17 protein-coding genes are annotated in these 18791 nt (G+C 64.4%); 13 read left to right on the plus strand and 4 right to left on the minus strand.

The window, feature by feature from the left end; all coding sequences use genetic code 11:
• The first annotated feature begins 82 nt into the window (after nt 1–82).
• On the plus strand, nt 83–763 hold the full coding sequence (locus ACYCUK_RS02675; RefSeq protein WP_461593288.1) for a transglycosylase SLT domain-containing protein: 681 nt from the start codon (nt 83–85) through the stop codon (nt 761–763).
• 63 nt (nt 764–826) lie between these two features.
• Here the strand turns inward: ACYCUK_RS02675 and ffh are convergent, their stop codons facing one another.
• Entirely contained in the window at nt 827–2182 is a 1356-nt protein-coding gene (gene ffh, locus ACYCUK_RS02680; protein ID WP_461593289.1) for a signal recognition particle protein, read from the minus strand.
• A 224-nt stretch (nt 2183–2406) separates the two neighbouring features.
• On the opposite strand from ffh, the gene ACYCUK_RS02685 reads away from it, so the two are divergent.
• The 10 genes from ACYCUK_RS02685 to dcd all read left to right on the plus strand — a co-directional run bounded on the left by ACYCUK_RS02685 (nt 2407) and on the right by dcd (nt 14106).
• Nucleotides 2407–3234 carry a cytochrome C assembly family protein gene (locus ACYCUK_RS02685; protein ID WP_461593290.1) on the plus strand — a complete coding sequence of 276 codons (828 nt, stop codon included), beginning with the start codon at nt 2407–2409 and terminating at the stop codon, nt 3232–3234.
• Entirely contained in the window at nt 3231–3452 is a 222-nt protein-coding gene (locus ACYCUK_RS02690; protein WP_112485330.1) for a PP0621 family protein, read from the plus strand. The genes ACYCUK_RS02685 and ACYCUK_RS02690 overlap by 4 nt, the downstream gene beginning before the upstream one ends.
• Complete coding sequence (locus tag ACYCUK_RS02695) at nt 3436–5181, plus strand: sensor histidine kinase (protein ID WP_461593291.1); 1746 nt, start codon at nt 3436–3438, stop codon at nt 5179–5181. The genes ACYCUK_RS02690 and ACYCUK_RS02695 overlap by 17 nt, the downstream gene beginning before the upstream one ends.
• Nucleotides 5182–5264: 83 nt before the next feature.
• The gene (locus tag ACYCUK_RS02700) at nt 5265–6785 is read left to right on the plus strand and encodes a sigma-54-dependent transcriptional regulator (protein ID WP_461593292.1); all 1521 of its coding nucleotides are present in this window, start codon (nt 5265–5267) and stop codon (nt 6783–6785) included.
• Nucleotides 6763–7353, plus strand: coding sequence for a 1,6-anhydro-N-acetylmuramyl-L-alanine amidase AmpD (gene ampD / locus ACYCUK_RS02705; protein WP_461593312.1), 591 nt, complete (start codon nt 6763–6765; stop codon nt 7351–7353). The genes ACYCUK_RS02700 and ampD overlap by 23 nt, the downstream gene beginning before the upstream one ends.
• Before the next feature lie 380 nt (nt 7354–7733).
• Nucleotides 7734–10667, plus strand: coding sequence for a ribonucleoside-diphosphate reductase subunit alpha (locus ACYCUK_RS02710; protein ID WP_461593293.1), 2934 nt, complete (start codon nt 7734–7736; stop codon nt 10665–10667).
• 199 nt (nt 10668–10866) lie between these two features.
• On the plus strand, nt 10867–12129 hold the full coding sequence (locus ACYCUK_RS02715; RefSeq protein ID WP_461593294.1) for a ribonucleotide-diphosphate reductase subunit beta: 1263 nt from the start codon (nt 10867–10869) through the stop codon (nt 12127–12129).
• A 484-nt stretch (nt 12130–12613) separates the two neighbouring features.
• The gene (locus ACYCUK_RS02720; protein WP_461593295.1) at nt 12614–13030 is read left to right on the plus strand and encodes a histone; all 417 of its coding nucleotides are present in this window, start codon (nt 12614–12616) and stop codon (nt 13028–13030) included.
• Between the two features lie 49 nt (nt 13031–13079).
• Nucleotides 13080–13415: a DUF167 domain-containing protein gene (locus ACYCUK_RS02725; RefSeq protein ID WP_461593296.1), complete on the plus strand. Its 336-nt coding sequence runs from the start codon at nt 13080–13082 to the stop codon at nt 13413–13415.
• A 121-nt stretch (nt 13416–13536) separates the two neighbouring features.
• Nucleotides 13537–14106 carry a dCTP deaminase gene (gene dcd / locus ACYCUK_RS02730; RefSeq protein ID WP_461593297.1) on the plus strand — a complete coding sequence of 190 codons (570 nt, stop codon included), beginning with the start codon at nt 13537–13539 and terminating at the stop codon, nt 14104–14106.
• A gap of 53 nt (nt 14107–14159) precedes the next feature.
• Here the strand turns inward: dcd and argH are convergent, their stop codons facing one another.
• Nucleotides 14160–15569 carry an argininosuccinate lyase gene (gene argH, locus ACYCUK_RS02735; RefSeq protein WP_461593298.1) on the minus strand — a complete coding sequence of 470 codons (1410 nt, stop codon included), beginning with the start codon at nt 15567–15569 and terminating at the stop codon, nt 14160–14162.
• Nucleotides 15570–15635: 66 nt separating this feature from the next.
• Between argH and ACYCUK_RS02740 the strand changes: the two genes are divergently transcribed.
• Together ACYCUK_RS02740 and ACYCUK_RS02745 are read left to right on the plus strand one after the other, a co-directional pair.
• Nucleotides 15636–16640: a sensor histidine kinase gene (locus tag ACYCUK_RS02740; RefSeq protein ID WP_461593299.1), complete on the plus strand. Its 1005-nt coding sequence runs from the start codon at nt 15636–15638 to the stop codon at nt 16638–16640.
• Entirely contained in the window at nt 16637–17413 is a 777-nt protein-coding gene (locus ACYCUK_RS02745; protein WP_461593300.1) for a LytR/AlgR family response regulator transcription factor, read from the plus strand. The genes ACYCUK_RS02740 and ACYCUK_RS02745 overlap by 4 nt, the downstream gene beginning before the upstream one ends.
• Before the next feature lie 43 nt (nt 17414–17456).
• Here ACYCUK_RS02745 and ACYCUK_RS02750 read toward each other — a convergent pair whose 3' ends face one another.
• Together ACYCUK_RS02750 and ACYCUK_RS02755 are read right to left on the minus strand one after the other, a co-directional pair.
• The gene (locus ACYCUK_RS02750) at nt 17457–18284 is read right to left on the minus strand and encodes an undecaprenyl-diphosphate phosphatase (RefSeq protein WP_461593301.1); all 828 of its coding nucleotides are present in this window, start codon (nt 18282–18284) and stop codon (nt 17457–17459) included.
• An 82-nt stretch (nt 18285–18366) separates the two neighbouring features.
• Entirely contained in the window at nt 18367–18696 is a 330-nt protein-coding gene (locus tag ACYCUK_RS02755; RefSeq protein WP_461593302.1) for a hypothetical protein, read from the minus strand.
• Between the last annotated feature and the right edge of the window lie 95 nt (nt 18697–18791).

Consider the following 18791-nt stretch of genomic DNA (forward strand, 5'->3'; position numbering starts at 1 on the left):
CAGATCTCAAGGAAACGAAGGGCCGCTCCCGAGTTTTCTTGCCCCCCCCTCGGGGGGGGCTTGCGGACTTCTGGGGGCGCTCATGAGCCGCGTTCGTCACGGCTTGCGCATCCTGGCGGTCTGCGCAGCCTTGTTCCTCGTCTTCGCCATGGGCCTGAACCGCGCCTGGGCCGGGGACCAGAAGGAAGAGCAACTGTCGGACGCCGTGCGCCTGGCCTTGGCTGCGCAGATCGCCGACGCAGCGCCGCCCAAGCAGCATTTCCGCAGCCCGCAGCACCTCATCGGCTATCTCATGTGGCTGGCCACCGAGTCGTCGCGCCTGCGCGCGCGCATGCCCAATTTCGTGGTGCGCGAGGCCTTCCTGCAAACCGTGTGGTACGAGGCGCATCGTGCAGGCCTGGAGCCAGCACTGGTGCTGGGCTTGATTCAGGTGGAAAGCGGATTCAAGAAATACGCCATTTCATCCGCCGGCGCCTTGGGGCTGATGCAGGTCATGCCGTTCTGGACGCGGCAGATCGGCAACGGCAACGCCGAGACTTTGCTCAATATGCAGATCAATCTGCGCTACGGCTGCGTCATCCTGCGCCACTATCTCAATCTCGAGCATGGCGATTTGTTCATGGCGCTGGGACGCTACAACGGTTCGCGTGGCAACGCGGCGTATCCCGACGCCGTGCTGGCGGCGCGCAAAGCCTGGCTGGTGGACCAGGCGAGCGAGTCGTTCGCCAAGACCGACGCCAAAACCGAACAACCGCTGCGTTGAGCCAGGCCGATCATCCTCGACCCCGCTCGCAGCGGACGCCCCTGCGACGGGGCGCGGAGGAACTCAGCGCCGCATCAAGCCGGCACCGCCCATGCGCTGCATCATCTTGAACATCTTGCCGCCCTTCATTTTTTTCATCATGTCGCGCATCTGCTCGAACTGGCTGAGCATGCGGTTGACTTCCTGCACCTGCACACCCGCCCCGGTGGCGATGCGGCGTTTGCGCGAAGCCTTGATGACGTCCGGTTTGCGGCGCTCGTGCGGGGTCATCGACGAAATGATGCCCTGCATGCGGCGCACGTCGCGGGTGGCTTTATCCATGTCGGCCTGACCCGCGCGCGCCTGCATCTCCGCCGGCAGCTTGTCCATCAGGCCTTGCAGGCCGCCCATCTTGTTCATCTGCTGCAACTGCATCAGGAAGTCGTTCAGGTCGAACTGCTCGCCCGATTTCACCTTCTGCGCCAGTTGCTGCGCCGCCTGGATGTCGACGCTGCGCTGCGCCTCCTCCACCAGCGCCAGCACGTCGCCCATACCCAGAATGCGGTCGGCCATGCGGGATGGGTCGAAAGCCTCCAGCCCGTCGATCTTCTCCGACACGCCGGCGAACTTCACCGGGGCGCCCGTCACGTGGTGCACCGACAGCGCCGCGCCGCCGCGGGCGTCGCCGTCCAGCTTGGTCAGCACGATGCCGGTGAGCGGCAGCGCGTCGTGAAAGGCGCGCGCCGTAGCCAGCGCGTCCTGGCCCTGCATGGCGTCGACCACGAACAGGGTTTCGATGGGTTTGAGCGCCGCGTGCAACTCGGCGATTTCGCGCATCATCTCCGCATCCACCGCCAGGCGCCCGGCGGTATCCACCAGCAGCACGTCGATGTGGTGGGCGCGGGCGTAGTCCACCGCACGGCGGGCGATGTCGATGGGCTTTTCGTCCGGTGACGACGGCAGGAATTCGGCCCCCGCTTGTTGCGTCACGGTTTGCAGCTGGGCGATGGCCGCGGGTCGGTAGACGTCGCACGACACCGTCAGCACTTTCTTTTTCTGGCGCTCGATCAACCACTTCGCCAGCTTGGCCGTGGTGGTGGTTTTACCCGCGCCCTGCAGGCCGGCCATGAGCACCACCGCCGGGGGCTGCACCGCGAGGTTCAGACCCACGGCCCCCGGCCCCATGAGGGCCGCCAACTCCTTGTGCACCACGCCCACCAGCGCCTGGCCGGGGGAGAGCGAGCCCGCCACTTCCTGGCCCAAGGCTTTTTCTTTCACGCGCGTGGTGAATTCGCGCACCACCGGCAAGGCGACGTCGGCTTCCAGCAAGGCCAGGCGCACCTCGCGCAGCATCTCGGCGATATTCGATTCGGTGATGCGCGCTTCACCCCGAATGGTCTTGACGACACGGGAGAGTCGCTGGGTCAGGTTATTGAGCATGGGGCGGTGTTCGAAGGAACTGGATATCGGGGGGTGTGAGGGGGGGCGGAGCCGCGCCAATCCGGAGGGGCGGCATCGCATGCGCCAGGGTACTCCGGCGCGCGACAGCGGCGTGGCCCGACCGCTGTGGCTGTTTCGACCCGCCCGGCAGGGCTGGCGACATGCCTGTTTGCGACATGACTATTGCAGGCCAGGTGGGCAAGCCCCTCGGTTAAACTCAAAACATGTGGATTTTAGTCAACGCCGCCGCCTTCGCCCTCTACCTTCTGGCCTCCTTCCTGGCTCGCCCGCGCGGGCCGCAGATGGCCGGGGTTGTCGCGCCCGACATGCCCATGTACCGCGACGCGGCCACCATCGCCATGCTGCTCGCCTGGCTTGTGCATGCCAGCACTTTCGTGCTCGTGCTCAAGGGTTTGCATGATCCCGATTTTGGCTTTGCACCGGCCTTGTCCCTCACGTTTTGGCTGGTTGCCGCGGTGTATTGGGTGGAAAGCCTGTACTACCCGCTGCAGGGCTTGCGAGCCTGGATTTGCCTGCTGGCCGCCGCCTCCCTGTTGCTCACCTGGTTCTTCCCGGGCGACCGCCTTGCGCCTCCCGGGGCGGGCATGGCCTTTTCCCTGCATTGGGCGATGGGCATTGCTGCCTACGGCTTGTTCGGCGCTGCGGTTTTGCACGGTGTCATGCTGTGGTCCGCCGAGCGTGCGCTGCACCGGCGCAAACCCACATTGGCCGGCCTTGGTCCGGCATTGCCCCTGCTGACGCTGGAAAAGCTGACTTATCGCCTCGCAGCCTTGGGTTTTGTGCTGCTCACGACCTCGCTGGTGTTCGCCGTGAGCTTCAGCGAAAAGCTGTTCGGCCACGCCTTCGAGTTCGATCACCAGACTGTTTTCGCGGTTGCGTCCTGGCTGCTTTTCGCCGTCTTGCTGCTGGGCCGTGGCGTGCTGGGTTGGCGCGGGCGCCAGGCCCTGCGCTGGTTGTTTTCGGGTTCGGCATTGCTCTTGCTGAGTTATGTCGGCTCGCGCTTCGTCCTCCAGGTCATCCTGCACCGATGAAATATCTCGTCCTCTTCGTGGTGGTCATCGTCGGGCTGATGCTGTTCAAGAAGGGCCAGCAACAGCGCTCGGTTCCCGGGGTGCGCAAGCCCACCAAACTGCCCGCGCCCGAACCCATGCATGCCTGTCGGCACTGCGGCGTGCATGTGCCGCAAAGCCGTTGTGTGTGGAAGGGCGACAAGCCCTACTGCTGTTCCGATCATGCCCGCCTGGGCTGATGAATCACGCCGGCATGGTGCTGAAGCCGATAGCGGCTTCGCCTTTTCGCAAGCTGCCCAGAATGTCTCACAGCCGGCCTCGCTGCTCCATCGCCTGATCTCGGGTGCCGTGCCGAGCCACGAGCGCTTGCGTGCGTTTCGCGTGCTGGGCGGGGCAAGATTGCTCATGGGTCTGATCCTGCTGGGGTGGTTCGTGCTCGTGGCATGGGATCGAGGGCGCAGCCCGCAGTTGCAGGGTGACCTGGGTGTCCGGATCGCTCTGGGCTATGTGGTCCTGGTCGTCATCCAGCTGGTTTTCAGTCTGACCACGGCCCGCGGTTTTGCCTGGCAGGTGCTGGCTGCGGTGCTTGCCGATTTGGCTGTCTATGCCGTGTTGCAGTTCCTCGCCGGCCAACCCTCGCGCGAATTCGTCCTGAGCTACACCTTGCCGGTGCTGGCCGCCGGGGTTTACGGCACCCTGCGCTTCACGCTGGCCACGGCGGCGGCGGCGTCGCTGATTCTGCTGTCGCAGGCCATGTGGATGCTGACCGGCAGTGGGGGCATGGCCGACCCGCAGTTTCTGGGCGCGGGTTTTGTCGGCGCGGCTTATTTCGCCATGGGCGTGCTGGCCTGGCAACTTTCGCAACGTCTGGTGCGGCAGGAGCAGCGCGCGCGCCTGAGCGATATTCGCGCCAGCCGGCAACTCGCCATCAACCACCATGTGCTGCTGGAGCAACCCGATGGCGTGCTGGTGCTCGACGCCGACCTGCGGGTGGAAACAGCCAACCCGACGGCTGTGCGCATGCTCGGTCTGGATGATCTGCAGCTGCCCAACGCCGCGCATATCGGCCTGAGCACCTATCCCGGCGCCCGTGTCCTGGCGGATGCCGTGCATCAGCACACCGCTTCGGGCCTGGCACAAGCGCCTGTGACCTTCGAGGGTGCCGACGGGCTGCGCCTGCAGGCCCGCGTGCAGGCTTTGCGCCAACTGCCCGGCGGACCCGGTTATGTGGTGTTCATGCAGGATTTGCGTGAGATCAGCCATCAGCTTCAGCAAGATAAATTGGCGGCGCTGGGGCGGCTGGTGGCCGGGGTCGCCCATGAAATTCGCAACCCGCTGGGCGCCATCGCCCAGGCCAACCAGCTCGCCGCCGAGCCTGACTTGAGCCCGGCGCAGCGCGAGCGCATGTCGGCCTTGATTGCGCAGAACGTCGACCGGCTCAATCGCATCGTCGACGACGTTCTTGACCTCGGGCGCTCCACCGCGCGCGAGGGCATCAAGCTGCAGCCCATGCGCATGCTGCTCGAGCTGGTGGCCGAGTTCGACCACGACACCCCGGGACGCGTCGCGCTGCTGGCCGACGACGAAGCCGCAACGCTGGATTTCGATCCGCTGCACTTGCGTCGCGTGCTCGTCAATCTGCTCGGCAACGCACGCCGCTTTGCCAGCCACCGCAAGGGCGCCATCCGCATTCGCCTGCGCGGCGCGCAGAAGGTGCACGAACTCAGCGTGGCCAACGACGGTCCGGTGGTCGCCCCGGCCCTGCGCGCGCAATTGTTCGAACCCTTTTTCACCACCGATAGCCGGGGCACGGGCTTGGGTCTGTATATTTCCCAGGAGCTGTGCTCGCGCTACGGGGCGCGGTTGGAGTATCGGGTCCGGCGCGAACACGAGCCCAAGGCGTTCGGCGAATTCGTCATCAGCGCGGCAACGACCCCGGGCCAGCCGCCCGGGGTGATACAAGTCTGATGCGTCCAGCCCCAGCTGCATGGCCTCCGACCGCACGCCCGGCGCCGAACGAAGCGATATCCTGACCACGAGCGCCATGCACCATGCCTGAACCCGCAGCACCCATCCGCATCCTGGTGGTCGACGACGAACCCGATCTGCGCGAGCTCTACACCCTGACGCTGGTGCGCGAGGGCTGGCAGGTGGACGAGGTCGCCAGCGTCGAGGAAGCGCGCAGCCGCATGGAGCAGCAGCGCTTCGACGTGGCGATCGTCGACATGCGCCTGCCCGATGGCGAGGGACTCGACATCCTGGCATGGTCGACGGCGCAGCGGCGCGGTGAACGCATCATCATGGCCACGGCTTACGGCAATGCCGCCGTCGCGGTGCAGGCGCTCAAGATGGGCGCGTTCGACTACCTCACCAAACCCGTGGACTTGCGGCAATTGCGCCAGGTGGTGCGCTCCGCCCTGGCTCAGGGCCAGTCGGCCGGCGCACAAGGCCAAGACCCGCAGCGCACCGCGTTGCAAGCCATGGTGGGCGAGTCGGCACCGATGCTGGCGGTGAAGGACACCTTGCGGCGCAGTGCGCGCGGCATGGCGCCGGTGCTGATCCACGGCGAGTCCGGCACCGGCAAGGAGCTGGCCGCGCGCGCCGTGCACGAACTCAGCAACCGCGCCGCCGGCCCCTTCGTGCCGGTGAATTGCAGCGCCATCCCCGAGCACATGCTCGAAGCGGAATTCTTCGGCTACCGCAAGGGCGCTTTCACGGGTGCGATGGCGTCGCACGATGGTTTTTTCTCAGCCGCCGCTGGCGGCACGCTGTTCCTGGACGAGATCGGCGAGTTGCCGCTGTCGATGCAGGCCAAGCTGCTGCGCGCGGTGCAAGAGCGCAAGATTCGCGCCCTGGGCGAAACCGCGGAAACGCCGGTGGACGTGCGCCTGGTCAGCGCGACCCACCGCGACCTGCAGCGCTGCGTCGCCGAAGGCACGTTCCGGCAGGACTTGTACTACCGGCTCAATGTCATCGGCGTCACGCTGCCGCCCTTGCGCGCACGGCTGGACGACCTGCCGCTGCTGGCGGAAGCCCTGCTGGCGCGCATTCGCCGGGAGCACGAGCGTCCCGGCCTGCGCTTAAGCCCACAGGCACTGCAGCAATTGCGCCGGTATGTCTTTGCCGGCAACGTGCGTGAGCTGGAAAACCTGCTGCATCGCGCCACGGCGCTGGCCGCCACCGACCTCATCGGCGCGGAAGATCTGGACGCCCCGGCCGATGGCGCGCACTTGGCGGCCGCGCCTGTGTCGACGCTGCCGGGCATGAACGCGCTGCGTCCCGGCGAGTCCGGCTTAGGGCGCGTACCACCGTCGACGGCGCGCCTGGATGCTGCCTCTCCCCAGATGGGACAGGCAGCCTGGCAAGCACCCGCATGGCCACTGGACCTGTCGGCCTATCTCGACCAGATTGAGCGCAACCTGTTGCTCGAAGCCTTGCGCCGCACGCGCTTCAATCGCACCGCGGCGGCACAACTGCTGGGCCTGAATCTGCGGCAAATTCGCTACCGCATGGAGCGCCTGCAGATTCGCGACGATCACGCCGACCCTGATCCCTACGATGGCGTGCGCTGATCCCCTGTTCCAGCAGGGCTGGTACCGCTACGCCGGGCACCGACCATCGCCCCATTACGACGCAAGGCCCGAGGGCATGCGTGTCGACCTGCTGGTCCTGCACAACATCTCCCTGCCAGCCGGGCAGTTTGGCACCGCCTGCGTCGATGCCCTGTTTCTCGGCACCCTGGACACCCAGGCCCAGCCAGAATTTGCCGTGTTGCAAGGCCTGCGCGTGTCATCCCATTTTTTCATCCGGCGCGATGGCAGCTTGCTGCAATACGTCTCGTGCGACCAGCGTGCCTGGCATGCGGGAGCATCCAGTTTTCAGGGGCGCAGCCGCTGCAACGATTTCAGCATCGGCATTGAACTCGAGGGCACCGACACCCTGCCTTTCGAGCTTGCTCAATACGACAGCCTCGCCGCCCTGGTCGGGGCATTGCTGCAGGCCTATCCGATCCGGGCGCTTGCCGGACACAGCGACATCGCGCCCGGCCGCAAGACCGACCCCGGGCCTTGCTTCGACTGGTCGGCCCTGCGCCGTGCCAGTGCATTGGCAGCGTCGAGTTTCCCGGCGCTCGAAGCCTGACGAGGTTCTCGGGCCGCCCCGAAGCCTGGGCTCGGCTTGTGGACAGACTGTGTAAACCCTGTGTTTTGCCTGTGGCCTAGCTGTGCACTCGTGTGACACTAGCTGTGGGGTCTTGCTATCCATCCCAACGCTAGATATAGTGCCATCAAGGATAGCGTGTGCTGATCGGCAAAGTTGATTTTGCGCCAGGCGAGCCAGTCAGATGTGCAGCTTGGACGGCATCCAGATAGCACTCGCTTGCCAACCAACCACGACCCATCAGCGACCCATCAGCACCCCGCCACCGCACATCGCTTCAACCTTGCTGCATTGCTGCCGCGGCACCGTCCGCGACCACGACTGCAAGGGCGAGCGTCCGAACACTGCCCAGGAGAACCCGCGTGAATTTGACATCCAACCCCATTGCCGCCGACTCACTTGCCGCCATGCTTCGGCAGACGGGCGGCACCGAAGCTCCCGAGCAGCAAGCCTATGCCGACTACAAGATCATCCGCCGCAATGGCGCAGTGGTTGCGTTCGAGCCGGCCAAGATTCACGTCGCCATGACCAAGGCTTTCCTGGCCGTGCAAGGTGGGCAGAGCGCCGTGTCGGCGAGCATGCGCCAGCAGGTCGAGGAACTGACCCAGGCGGTGGTGCGCGGCCTGCTGCGCAGCAGGCCAAGCGGCGGCACCTTCCACATCGAAGACATTCAGGACCACGCCGAACTCGCGCTGATGCGCGCGGGTCATCACGAGGTCGCGCGTGCCTATGTGCTCTACCGTGAACGCCGTGCCCAGGAGCGGGCCAAGCAGAAGCTGGAAGCCGCCGCACCGGCGGCGCAGGTCCTGCATGTCACCGACGACGGCGTGCGCCGCCCGCTCGACCAAGCCGCGCTGGGCGCGCTGGTGCGCTCGGCCTGTGCCAATCTCGGCACCGACGTCAAAGCCGAGCCCATTCTGAGCGAGACCGAGCGCAACCTGTATGACGGCGTACCGCTGATCGAGGTCTACAAGGCCGCCATCCTCGCCGCGCGCACCCTGATCGAGAGCGATCCCGGCTATGCCAAGGCCACCGCGCGCCTGCTGCTGCACACCATCCGCAGAGACGTGCTCGGCGAAGAAGTGGTGCATGAGCAGATGACGGCACGCTATCCCGAATATTTCCCGCAATTCATCAAGGAAGGCATCTCCCTGGAGTTGCTCGACGAGCGGCTGGGTCAATATGACCTCGCCCGCCTGGGTGCGGCGCTCAAGCCCGAGCGCGATCTGCAGTTCGATTACCTCGGTCTGCAGACGCTGTATGACCGCTACTTCCTGGCCAACCGTGCCGACACCCGCCACAACAAGGACGGCCGCCGCATCGAACTGCCGCAAGCCTTCTTCATGCGCGTGGCCATGGGCCTGGCGCTCAATGAAGTCGAGCGCGAAGCCCGTGCCATCCAGTTCTACGAAGTGCTGTCCAGCTTCGACTTCATGTCCAGCACGCCCACGCTGTTCAATGCGGGCACACGGCGCTCGCAGCTCTCCAGTTGCTACCTCACCACCGTGGCCGACGATCTCGACGGCATCTACGAGGCCATCAAGGAAAACGCGCTGCTGAGCAAGTTTGCCGGCGGCCTGGGCAACGACTGGACCCAGGTGCGCGCCCTGGGCAGCCATATCAAGGGGACCAACGGCAAGAGCCAGGGCGTCGTGCCCTTTCTCAAGGTGGTGAACGACACCGCAGTGGCCGTGAACCAGGGCGGCAAGCGCAAGGGCGCGGTCTGCGCTTACCTGGAAACCTGGCACCTCGACATCGAAGAGTTCCTGGAGTTGCGCAAGAATACCGGCGACGACCGCCGCCGCACCCATGACATGAACACCGCCAACTGGGTGCCCGACCTGTTCATGAAGCGCGTGATGGAGGGCGGCAACTGGACGCTGTTCTCCCCCGCCGATGTGCCCGATTTGCACGACAAGTTCGGCCTCGCGTTCGAGCAGGCTTATGTGCGTTATGAAGAGAAGGCCGCCCATGGCGAGCTCAAGCTGTACCGCACCATCCCCGCGGCGCAGCTGTGGCGCAAGATGCTGACCATGCTGTTCGAAACCGGCCATCCCTGGATCACGTTCAAGGACGCCTGCAATGTGCGCAGCCCGCAGCAGCATGCCGGCGTGGTGCATTCGAGCAATCTCTGCACCGAAATCACCCTCAATACCGGCCCCAGCGAAATCGCCGTGTGCAATCTGGGCTCCGTCAACCTCGTTGCCCATTTGAAGCAGCAGGCCGATGGCAGCTACGCGCTCGATCACGACAAGCTCAAGCGCACCGTGTCGGTGGCCATGCGCATGCTCGACAACGTCATCGACATCAACTACTACGCCGTGGCCAAGGCGCGCAACTCCAACCTCAAGCACCGGCCCGTGGGCTTGGGCATCATGGGTTTTCAGGACTGCCTGCATCAGGCGCGCATTCCCTACGGTTCGCAAGAGGCCGTGGAGTTTGCCGACCGCTCGATGGAAGCCGTGTGCTACCAGGCTTACTGGGCATCCACCGAACTGGCGCAGGAACGCGGGCGCTACAGCAGCTACCCCGGATCGCTCTGGGATCGGGGCATCCTGCCACACGACACGCTCAAACTGCTGGCCGAGCAGCGCGGCGGCTATGTCGAGATCGACGCGTCCACCACTCTCGACTGGGACGCGCTGCGTGAGCGCGTTCGCACCCACGGCATGCGCAATTCCAACTGTGTCGCCATCGCGCCCACTGCCACCATCTCCAACATCATCGGCGTGGACGCCTGCATCGAACCCACCTTCCAGAATCTCTACGTCAAATCCAATCTGTCGGGCGAGTTCACCGTGGTCAACCAATATCTGGTGCGCGACCTCAAGGCGCGCGGCCTGTGGGACCAGGTGATGGTGGCCGACCTCAAGTATTTCGACGGCAGCGTGCAACCCATCGACCGCATTCCGGCCGATCTCAAGGCGCTCTACGCCACCGCCTTCGAGATCGATACCCAATGGGTCATCGAGGCCGCTGCCCGGCGCAGCAAGTGGATCGACCAGGCGCAATCGCTCAATATCTATATGGCTGGCGCCTCGGGTAAGAAGCTCGACGATACCTACAAACTCGCCTGGCTGCGCGGGCTGAAAACCACGTATTACCTGCGCACCATGAGCGCCACCCACGCAGAAAAATCCACCGTCAAATCCAGCAAACTCAACGCCGTGCCCCAAGCGGCAACAACGACGCAAAGCCATGCGCCGGCCGCTGCACAAGTGCCGGTACCGCCGACTGCTGGCAGCGACATCAAGTTCTGCGCCATTGACGATCCAGCTTGCGAGGCCTGCCAATAATCCCACCGATCGGCGCAGCCGCGACCAGTCGGCGAGCATGAACGAAGCCCACGGGTCGACGCCACCTCGCAACTCATGTTGCCGGCCGTTGGTTTTGCGCATCAGGAATGCCGTAACAAACGCTTTATCTGCAAAAGAATGGGGCACACCATATTGAATGTGCTCCATAAACACACGATAATTACATGAAGGAAAAGCCATGCTGAGTTGGGAAGAAAATACTGCGAACCCCAGCACCCCGTCATTGCACGGGCCCCTCTCCTTTTCATCTGAGCCGCAAGCCGCACCCATGCATGGGGTTTTGGGCTCCATCAGTCGTTCCGAGGGCGGTTCAGTTTCGGGCCCAATTTCCGTCCCAGCAGTCGCGCCGAGCCGCAGCCAAGGCGCTATTCCTGCTGCTCCGGTTGTCTATACCCAGCGCGCGGCATCCACGGGTCGCGTTCAGGCCGAAGACAAAAGCATCATCAATTGTCGGGCCGACGTCAATCAACTCGTCCCTTTCAAATACAAATGGGCATGGGACAAATACCTGGCTTCTTGCGCCAACCACTGGATGCCGCAAGAGATCAATATGTCCCGCGACATCGCCCTCTGGAAAGACCCGAATGGCCTGACCGAAGATGAGCGCCGCATCGTCAAGCGCAATCTCGGTTTTTTCGTCACGGCGGATTCCCTGGCAGCCAACAATATCGTGCTTGGCACTTACCGGCACATCACCAACCCGGAATGTCGGCAATTCCTGCTGCGCCAAGGCTTCGAAGAGGCCATCCACACCCACGCCTATCAGTACATCGTTGAATCCCTGGGGCTTGAGGAAGGCGAAATTTTCAATGCCTATCATGAAATTGCGTCCATTCGCAACAAGGATGAATTTCTCATTCCTTTCATCGACACCCTCACCAATCCCGAGTTCCGTACCTCGGCTTTCGGCGGTTCCGAGCGCAACGACCAGGAGCTGCTGCGCTCCATCATCGTTTTTGCCTGCCTGATGGAAGGGCTGTTTTTCTATGTCGGATTTGCCCAGATTCTGTCCATGGGCCGTCAGAACAAAATGACGGGTGCTGCCGAGCAGTATCAGTACATCTTGCGGGATGAGTCGATGCATTGCAATTTTGGCATCGATGTGGTCAATCAGATCAAGCTCGAGAATCCCCATCTCTGGACGCGCGCTTTCAAGGACGAAATCACGGCGCTCTTCCACCAGGCCGTCGAGCTTGAGTATGCCTATGCCGAAGACACGATGCCGCGTGGTGTTCTGGGTTTGAATGCTTCCATGTTCAAAGGTTATTTGCGATTCATCGCCAATCGTCGTGCGCAGCAAATTGGCTTGGAGCCGATGTTCCCGAACGAGGAAAATCCATTCCCCTGGATGAGCGAAATGATCGATCTGAAAAAGGAACGTAATTTCTTTGAAACCCGCGTGATCGAGTATCAATCGGGCGGAGCATTGTCCTGGGAATAATGACACCATGAAGCCAGAAACAGTGACGGCCATCACCATGCCCCACCCGGGATGCGCACTTGAAGCGCGGTAGAGCCCTGGCTGTGTCACAGCGACTGGCACCTAGTTTTCAGGTGATGCCTGCCATCAGCCGGTTTGAGATGGGCGCAGCCTTGTTGCAGGCGCCCCCTTTTCTCGCAAAACTCCTTGCTTTTCAAAACCGATTTCACTCGAAAATCGGTTTTGCTGTTCCATGCAACCCTGAAATAACGTCTTTCGCGCACCATTTCAGAGGTTTTCCGAGATTCATCGAGGCGCCGCTCAACGTCATGCGACGCTTTGTGAATGGCCCCCAGGATGCCAGCGCTGGCATCCTGGGGGTTTTGCCCATTTGCGCATTTTCAAATGTCCCGTATCGGAAACCGCCGGGAGGCGGGGCCTTGAGGAGCTTTGGATGTCGTGGATGAGGTTCAATTTCAATAACACTTGATCAAGGAGAATTGTTATGGCAACTGCAATGAAGAAACCTGCTGCGAAGAAGGCCGCTCCGGCGAAGAAGGCTGCTCCGGCGAAGAAGGCTGCTCCGGCGAAGAAGGCTGCTCCGGCGAAGAAGGCCGCTCCGGCGAAGAAGGCCGCTCCGGCGAAGAAGGCCGCTCCGGCGAAGAAGGCCGCTCCGGCGAAGAAGGCCGCTCCGGCGAAGAAGGCCGCTCCGGCGAAGAAGGCTGCTCCGGCGAAGAAGGCTGCTCCGGCGAAGAAGGCTGCTCCGGCGAAGAAGGCTGCTCCGGCGAAGAAGGCTGCTCCGGCGAAGAAGGCTGCTCCGGCGAAGAAGGCTGCTCCGGCGAAGAAGGAACCTGCGCCTGCGGCGAAAACCGCGCTCAGCCCCCAAGCTGCGTGGCCATTCCCTACCGGTGACAAGCCCTGAGCTTTAGCAAGCATGAAAACCTGGGCCTTGTGCCCAGGTTTTTTTATGGATGGACGCGATCCACTGGGCTTGGTTGCGCGAGGGCCGACATGGGGCGACCTTGCTGGTCGCAGCGCAACCGGGGGCCAAAACAACCGCTTGGGTTGGCCTGCACGATGGTGCTTTGCGCATACGCATCGCCGCTCCTGCATTGGACGGTCGCGGCAATGCCGCACTGTGCGCTTGGCTGGCCGATGCCCTGCATGTGGCACGCCGGGACGTGTGGATCGAGCGCGGCGAAAAGTCGCGCCGTAAACAGGTGGCCGTGCGGATGCCGGCAGCTCAGGCGCTGGCCTTTCTGAGACCTCTGCTGGAGCAGGCGCAAGCGCAGCGTGTGTCCGATTGATCCATCCGCCAGGCTGTGATGTGCGTCGCGCGGAACACCTGTTCCAATGAGGGCTGCGGATGCGAGCTAGGCAGCCGCCGCGTGCAATGTTTTTCTCCTACCGAAGGCAAAGGCCCAAAGCATGAGCATCAAATCCGACCGCTGGATCCGCCGCATGGCGCAGGAGCACGGCATGATCGAGCCGTTCGAGCCGCAACAGGTGCGGCATGCGGCCGACGGTCATCGCATCGTCAGCTATGGCACCAGCAGCTATGGCTACGACATCCGTTGCGCGCCCGAGTTCAAGGTCTTCACCAATGTGCACAGCACGGTGGTGGACCCGAAGAATTTCGATGAACGCAGCTTCGTCGACATCGAGGCCGAGGTCTGCATCATCCCGCCGAACAGTTTCGCCCTGGCGCGCACGCTGGAGTATTTCCGCATACCCCGCAACGTGCTCACCATCTGCCTGGGCAAGAGCACCTATGCGCGTTGCGGCATCATCGTCAACGTCACGCCCTTCGAGCCTGAATGGGAGGGCTATGTGACCCTGGAGTTCTCCAACACCACGCCGCTGCCGGCCAAGATCTACGCTGGCGAGGGCTGCGCCCAGGTGCTGTTCTTCGAGAGCGACGAAGTGTGCGAGACCAGCTACAAGGACCGTGGCGGCAAATACCAGGGGCAGCAGGGCGTGACCCTGCCCAAGACCTGAGTCTGCAGCACGCGCTGTGGCAGTTGGCGACGGCGCTGCTCAGGCGGCCCAATTCACGCCGTCAATTCCGCTCGCAGCCGTGCAATCTGCGCCCGCACCTGGCGAGGCGATGTGGCGCCGGTGATGTCGCGCGATTGCACCGAGCCTTGCAGCGTCAGCACTTCGGCAACGTCGGCCTGCACGGCGGGGTGCAGTGCTTGCAGTTCGGCCAGGCTCATCGCGCCGAGGTCGCGTCCGGCTTGGATGCAGGCGCGCACGGCATGCGCCACCACCTCGTGGGCATCGCGAAAAGCCAGGCCCTTCTTCACCAGATAGTCCGCAAGATCGGTGGCCGTGGCGTAGCCCTTGAGCGCGGCGCCTTGCATGGCCTCGGCATTCACACGGAGGCCGTGCACCATGTCGGCAAACAGGGTGAGGGTATCGTGCAGGGTGTCGGCGGTGTCGAACAGCGGTTCCTTGTCTTCCTGGTTGTCCTTGTTGTAAGCCAGGGGCTGGCCCTTCATCAAGACCAGCAGCGCGGTGAGGTGGCCGACTACGCGACCGGTTTTGCCGCGCGCGAGTTCGGGCACGTCGGGATTTTTTTTCTGCGGCATGATGCTCGAGCCGGTGCAGTAACGGTCGGGCAGATCGATGAAACCGAAGGCCGGCGACATCCACAGCACCAGCTCTTCGCTCAGGCGCGAGACATGCACCATCACCAGCGCTGCGGCGGCGCAGAACTCGATGGCGAAGTCGCGGTCGCTCACGGCGTCGAGCGAGTTCTGCGCGATGCCTTCGAAGCCGAGTTCGCCCGCCACCATCGCCCGGTCCAGCGGATAGCTGGTGCCGGCCAGCGCCGCGGCGCCCAGCGGCAGGCGGTTGACGCGGCGGCGGCAATCGACCAGGCGTTCGGCGTCGCGTCCGAACATCTCGACATAGGCCAGCAAGTGGTGGCCGAAGGTCACGGGCTGGGCCACTTGCAAATGGGTGAAGCCGGGCATGAGGGTGTCCGCATGCGCCTCGGCGACATCCACCAGGCTGGTGCGCAGACGCTTGAGCGCAGTCTGGATGCGGTCGATGGCGTCGCGCAGCCACAGCCGGATGTCGGTTGCCACCTGGTCGTTGCGACTGCGGCCGGTGTGCAGGCGTTTGCCGGCGTCGCCCACGAGTTGCGTCAGGCGCGCCTCGATGTTCAGGTGCACGTCCTCCAGTTCCAGCTTCCAGTCGAAGCGGCCGGCGGCGATGTCAGCGTCGATCTCCGCCATGCCGCGCTCGATGTCCGCCAGGTCTTGCGCGCCGATGATGTGTTGCGCAGCCAACATGCGGGCGTGGGCGAGGGAAGCCTGGATGTCAAAACGTGCCAGACGCTGGTCAAATCCGACCGAAGCCGTGTAACGTTGCACCAGCGCGTCGACCGGCTCGGAAAAGAGGGCCGACCAGGCCTGCTGCTTGCGGTCGAGGGATGAACTCATGGGGGATGGCATGGCGACAAAGACGAACGACTGGGGATTGTATTGAGCGCAGGTGGTTCCACCCCGATGCCCCAGCCCATGCCGGCGCCACTGCTGCCCGATGCCTGCAATGCCGGCACCGCCATTCGCGCCTACATCCTGGTGAACGCCGTGGTCATGCTGCTGGCGCTGGCTGCTGGCCCCCGGCCCGAGCAATGGTGGGGGCCATTGCTGCAAGGCGTGGCGGTGGCCGAGCCGGCAGCGGCCATCTGGCTCAGTTTCATGTGCCTGTCGCGCCGCAGTTGGCGCCGCCTGGGAACCCTCTGGCGCTTGGCCGTGGGCGTCGTGGCCGGCGCGGCTTCGGGCTGGATGGCGCAGGCCCTGGTGGGTTCCGTGCTCACGCTGGGCGAGGGCGGTGGCTTGCCCGATTGGCGCAGTGCCCTGGTCGGAGCCGCGCTGGCGGCCGTGTTCCTGCACTACCTCGGCTTGCGCGCCCAGGCGCTCACGCCCGCCACGGTGCAGGCGCGGCTGGACGAGTTGCAGGCACGCATCCGGCCGCACTTCCTGTTCAACGCGCTCAATGCCGCCAGCGCGCTCGTGCGCGAGCGGCCGCAACAGGCCGAGCAGGTGCTGGACGACTTGGCCGAGCTGTTTCGCGCCACCGTCAGCCGCCCCGGCACGTTGAGCACGGTGGCGGAAGAGGTGGACCTGGCGCGGCGCTATCTCGGCATCGAGGCGGTGCGCTTTGGCGACCGCATGCAGGTGCGCTGGGCCGTCGAGCCCGGGCTGGAAGGCTTGCGCATACCGGCGCTGACCCTGCAGCCGCTGGTGGAAAACGCGGTGCGCCACGGGGTTGAATCCTGCGCCGGGCCCTGCCTCATCGACGTGTGGGTGACGCCGCGCGCGGGCATGCTGGAAATCGGCGTGGTCAACGACTATGTTGTGCCGCGCGAAGGCCGATCCGGCAATGGCACGCGCGTGGCGCTGTCCAACATCACCCAGCGCCTGCGCCTGCTCTACGACATCACCGCCGAGCTGCGCCACGGCCGGGTCGACGGGCTCGATCCACCGCGCTACCGCGTGCGCATTCGCCTGCCGCTATGAACATTCTCATCGTCGACGACGAACCCCTCGCGCGCACCCGCCTGCGCCGCCTGCTGGACGAACTGCCCGAGTGCGCCGGCTGCCGGGTGGACGAGGCCGCCGACGTCGCCAGCGCACGGCAACTGATGCAGCACGGCAGCTACCAGTTGCTGCTGCTCGACATCCAGATGCCCGGCGCCAGCGGTCTGGACTTGGCCGCCGATCTGGTGCGCCGCCGCCCACGCGCGGCGGCGCTGCCAGCCGTGGTGTTCGTCACCGCGCACGACGAGCACGCGCTCGCCGCGTTCGACCATGCGGCGGTGGACTACCTGACCAAACCGGTGCGGCGCGAGCGCCTGGCCCAGGCCCTGGAGCGGGTGCGGCCTTTGTTGCGCGGCGGCATGCCGAACGCCGACCCGGCTCACGCCGTGGATGAAACGCCCAGCCTGGCCGTGGTCGAGCGCGGTGCCGTGCTGCGCGTGCCCCTGGCCGAGGTGCTGTACTTTCGCTCCGACAACAAATACACCCTGGTGCGTACCGCCGCGCGGCATCACCTCATCGACACGCCGCTCGGCGAGCTGGAGCAGCGCCACGCCGCGCGCTTCGTGCGCACCCACCGCAGCGTCCTGGTCGCGGTGGAGGCCATCGCCGGGCTGGACCGTGTGGTCGCGCCGGCAGCGGGCGCGGCCGACGACAACGCCGACTGGGTGGTGAGGGTGCGCGGCCTGACGGAAACCTTGCCCATCAGCCGCCGTCAACTGCCGGTCCTGCGCGGCTTGTTGCGCCAGGGCTAGGGCCTGGCTTGGCCGGACGGCACGATGGAACGGCGTGGCCGCCTCAGCCAATGAGCAGCGCCAACGCCCCGAAGGCCAGGCAATAGATGCCGAAAGGACGCAGCGCCTTGACCTCATGGCCGTGGAACCAGCGCATCAAAAACCAGGTGGACAGCCAGGCGCAGATGCCCGACAGCACACCGGCCATGAGGATGACGCCCAGCAAGCCCTGGGGCATGCTCGCATGCAGCAGCTTGGGAACTTCCAGCAGGCCGGCAGCGGCGATGATGGGCGTGGCCAGCAGGAAGGAGAAGCGGGCCGAGGCCTCGTAGTTCAACCCTGTGCCCAGGCCCGTCACCAAGGTCGCGCCGGAGCGCGAGAAGCCCGGAATCAGCGCCAGCGCCTGGGCTGCGCCCACCAGCAGCGCACGCGGGAAGCTCAAGGTGGACAGCTCCTGGGTCGCGCGGCGCTTCTTGATGAAGTCGCCCGCGATCAACAGCACGCCGTTGAGCATCAGCGCCACGGCGGCAAAAGTGAAGCCGCCAAACAGCGCCTTGATCTTGTGTGCCAGCAGCAGGCCCAGCAGGCCCGCGGGAATGGTGCCCACCACCAGCAGCCACAAGGTGCGGGCCTGCGGGTTGCTGGCGCGGCCACCGGCGCGGAGCCAGCCGCCGATGAGATCGACCCAGTCGCGCCAGAAATACAGCAGCAGCGCAGTGGCCGTGCCCAGGTGCAGCACCACGACGAAAGGCAGGAACCAGTCGGCTTCGCGGTCGATGGGCCAATGCAGCAGCGCGGGAACCAGGATGCTGTGACCCAGGCTGGAAATGGGAAAGAGCTCGGTCACGCCTTGCAGCGCGGCCAAGGCCAGCAAATACAACGATGAACCCATGCTTGCTCCTGTGTGCGGTGAGAATTTTGGTTTGTGATGGCACCGCATTCTTGCAGCAACACATCGAAGTGTGAGGAATTTCTCACAACGACGTGACGCTGCGGCGGCGCAGGAGTTTTGTGCAGGCTTGGTGGTGGTGGGTCGCGTTTCGTTGCAGTTTCATCCGTTTGCTCACCATGCCACACTGAGCGCGATCAAATTGCGTGCAGATCGTCAATTCGGCAATGCTCCAGGGCCGAATGACGAGGCCTGGCTCCCTATAATCGTGCACCTTGACTGTTCCTTTCCCTTCAATGACCTCCAAGCCTGCGATGAAAAAGCTGATATTTGCGGTTTCGCTCTTGCTTGCTGCTGGCGCACAAGCCCAAACCGTCACGGGTGCTGCTGCTGCCGGCAAAAGCAAGATCTTCATGTGCGAAGGCTGCCACAACGTGGGTGGCGGCTACAAAGCCAACTTTCCCGAGGTGTACGACGTGCCCATGCTGAATGGCCAAAGCGCGGGCTACA

The organism is Thiomonas sp. (assembly GCF_054608695.1).

Excerpts from the sequence above, each read along its gene's own strand:
- ACYCUK_RS02675 (WP_461593288.1), top strand. The coding sequence starts at position 83 with ATGAGCCGCGTTCGTCACGGCTTGCGCATCCTGGCGGTCTGCGCAGCC.
- ffh (WP_461593289.1), bottom strand. The coding sequence starts at position 2,182 with ATGCTCAATAACCTGACCCAGCGACTCTCCCGTGTCGTCAAGACCATT.
- ACYCUK_RS02685 (WP_461593290.1), top strand. The coding sequence starts at position 2,407 with ATGTGGATTTTAGTCAACGCCGCCGCCTTCGCCCTCTACCTTCTGGCC.
- ACYCUK_RS02690 (WP_112485330.1), top strand. The coding sequence starts at position 3,231 with ATGAAATATCTCGTCCTCTTCGTGGTGGTCATCGTCGGGCTGATGCTG.
- ACYCUK_RS02695 (WP_461593291.1), top strand. The coding sequence starts at position 3,436 with ATGCCCGCCTGGGCTGATGAATCACGCCGGCATGGTGCTGAAGCCGAT.
- ACYCUK_RS02700 (WP_461593292.1), top strand. The coding sequence starts at position 5,265 with ATGCCTGAACCCGCAGCACCCATCCGCATCCTGGTGGTCGACGACGAA.
- ACYCUK_RS02715 (WP_461593294.1), top strand. The coding sequence starts at position 10,867 with ATGCTGAGTTGGGAAGAAAATACTGCGAACCCCAGCACCCCGTCATTG.
- ACYCUK_RS02720 (WP_461593295.1), top strand. The coding sequence starts at position 12,614 with ATGGCAACTGCAATGAAGAAACCTGCTGCGAAGAAGGCCGCTCCGGCG.
- ACYCUK_RS02725 (WP_461593296.1), top strand. The coding sequence starts at position 13,080 with ATGGACGCGATCCACTGGGCTTGGTTGCGCGAGGGCCGACATGGGGCG.
- dcd (WP_461593297.1), top strand. The coding sequence starts at position 13,537 with ATGAGCATCAAATCCGACCGCTGGATCCGCCGCATGGCGCAGGAGCAC.
- argH (WP_461593298.1), bottom strand. The coding sequence starts at position 15,569 with ATGCCATCCCCCATGAGTTCATCCCTCGACCGCAAGCAGCAGGCCTGG.
- ACYCUK_RS02740 (WP_461593299.1), top strand. The coding sequence starts at position 15,636 with ATGCCGGCGCCACTGCTGCCCGATGCCTGCAATGCCGGCACCGCCATT.
- ACYCUK_RS02745 (WP_461593300.1), top strand. The coding sequence starts at position 16,637 with ATGAACATTCTCATCGTCGACGACGAACCCCTCGCGCGCACCCGCCTG.
- ACYCUK_RS02750 (WP_461593301.1), bottom strand. The coding sequence starts at position 18,284 with ATGGGTTCATCGTTGTATTTGCTGGCCTTGGCCGCGCTGCAAGGCGTG.
- ACYCUK_RS02755 (WP_461593302.1), bottom strand. The coding sequence starts at position 18,696 with ATGAAGATCTTGCTTTTGCCGGCAGCAGCAGCACCCGTGACGGTTTGG.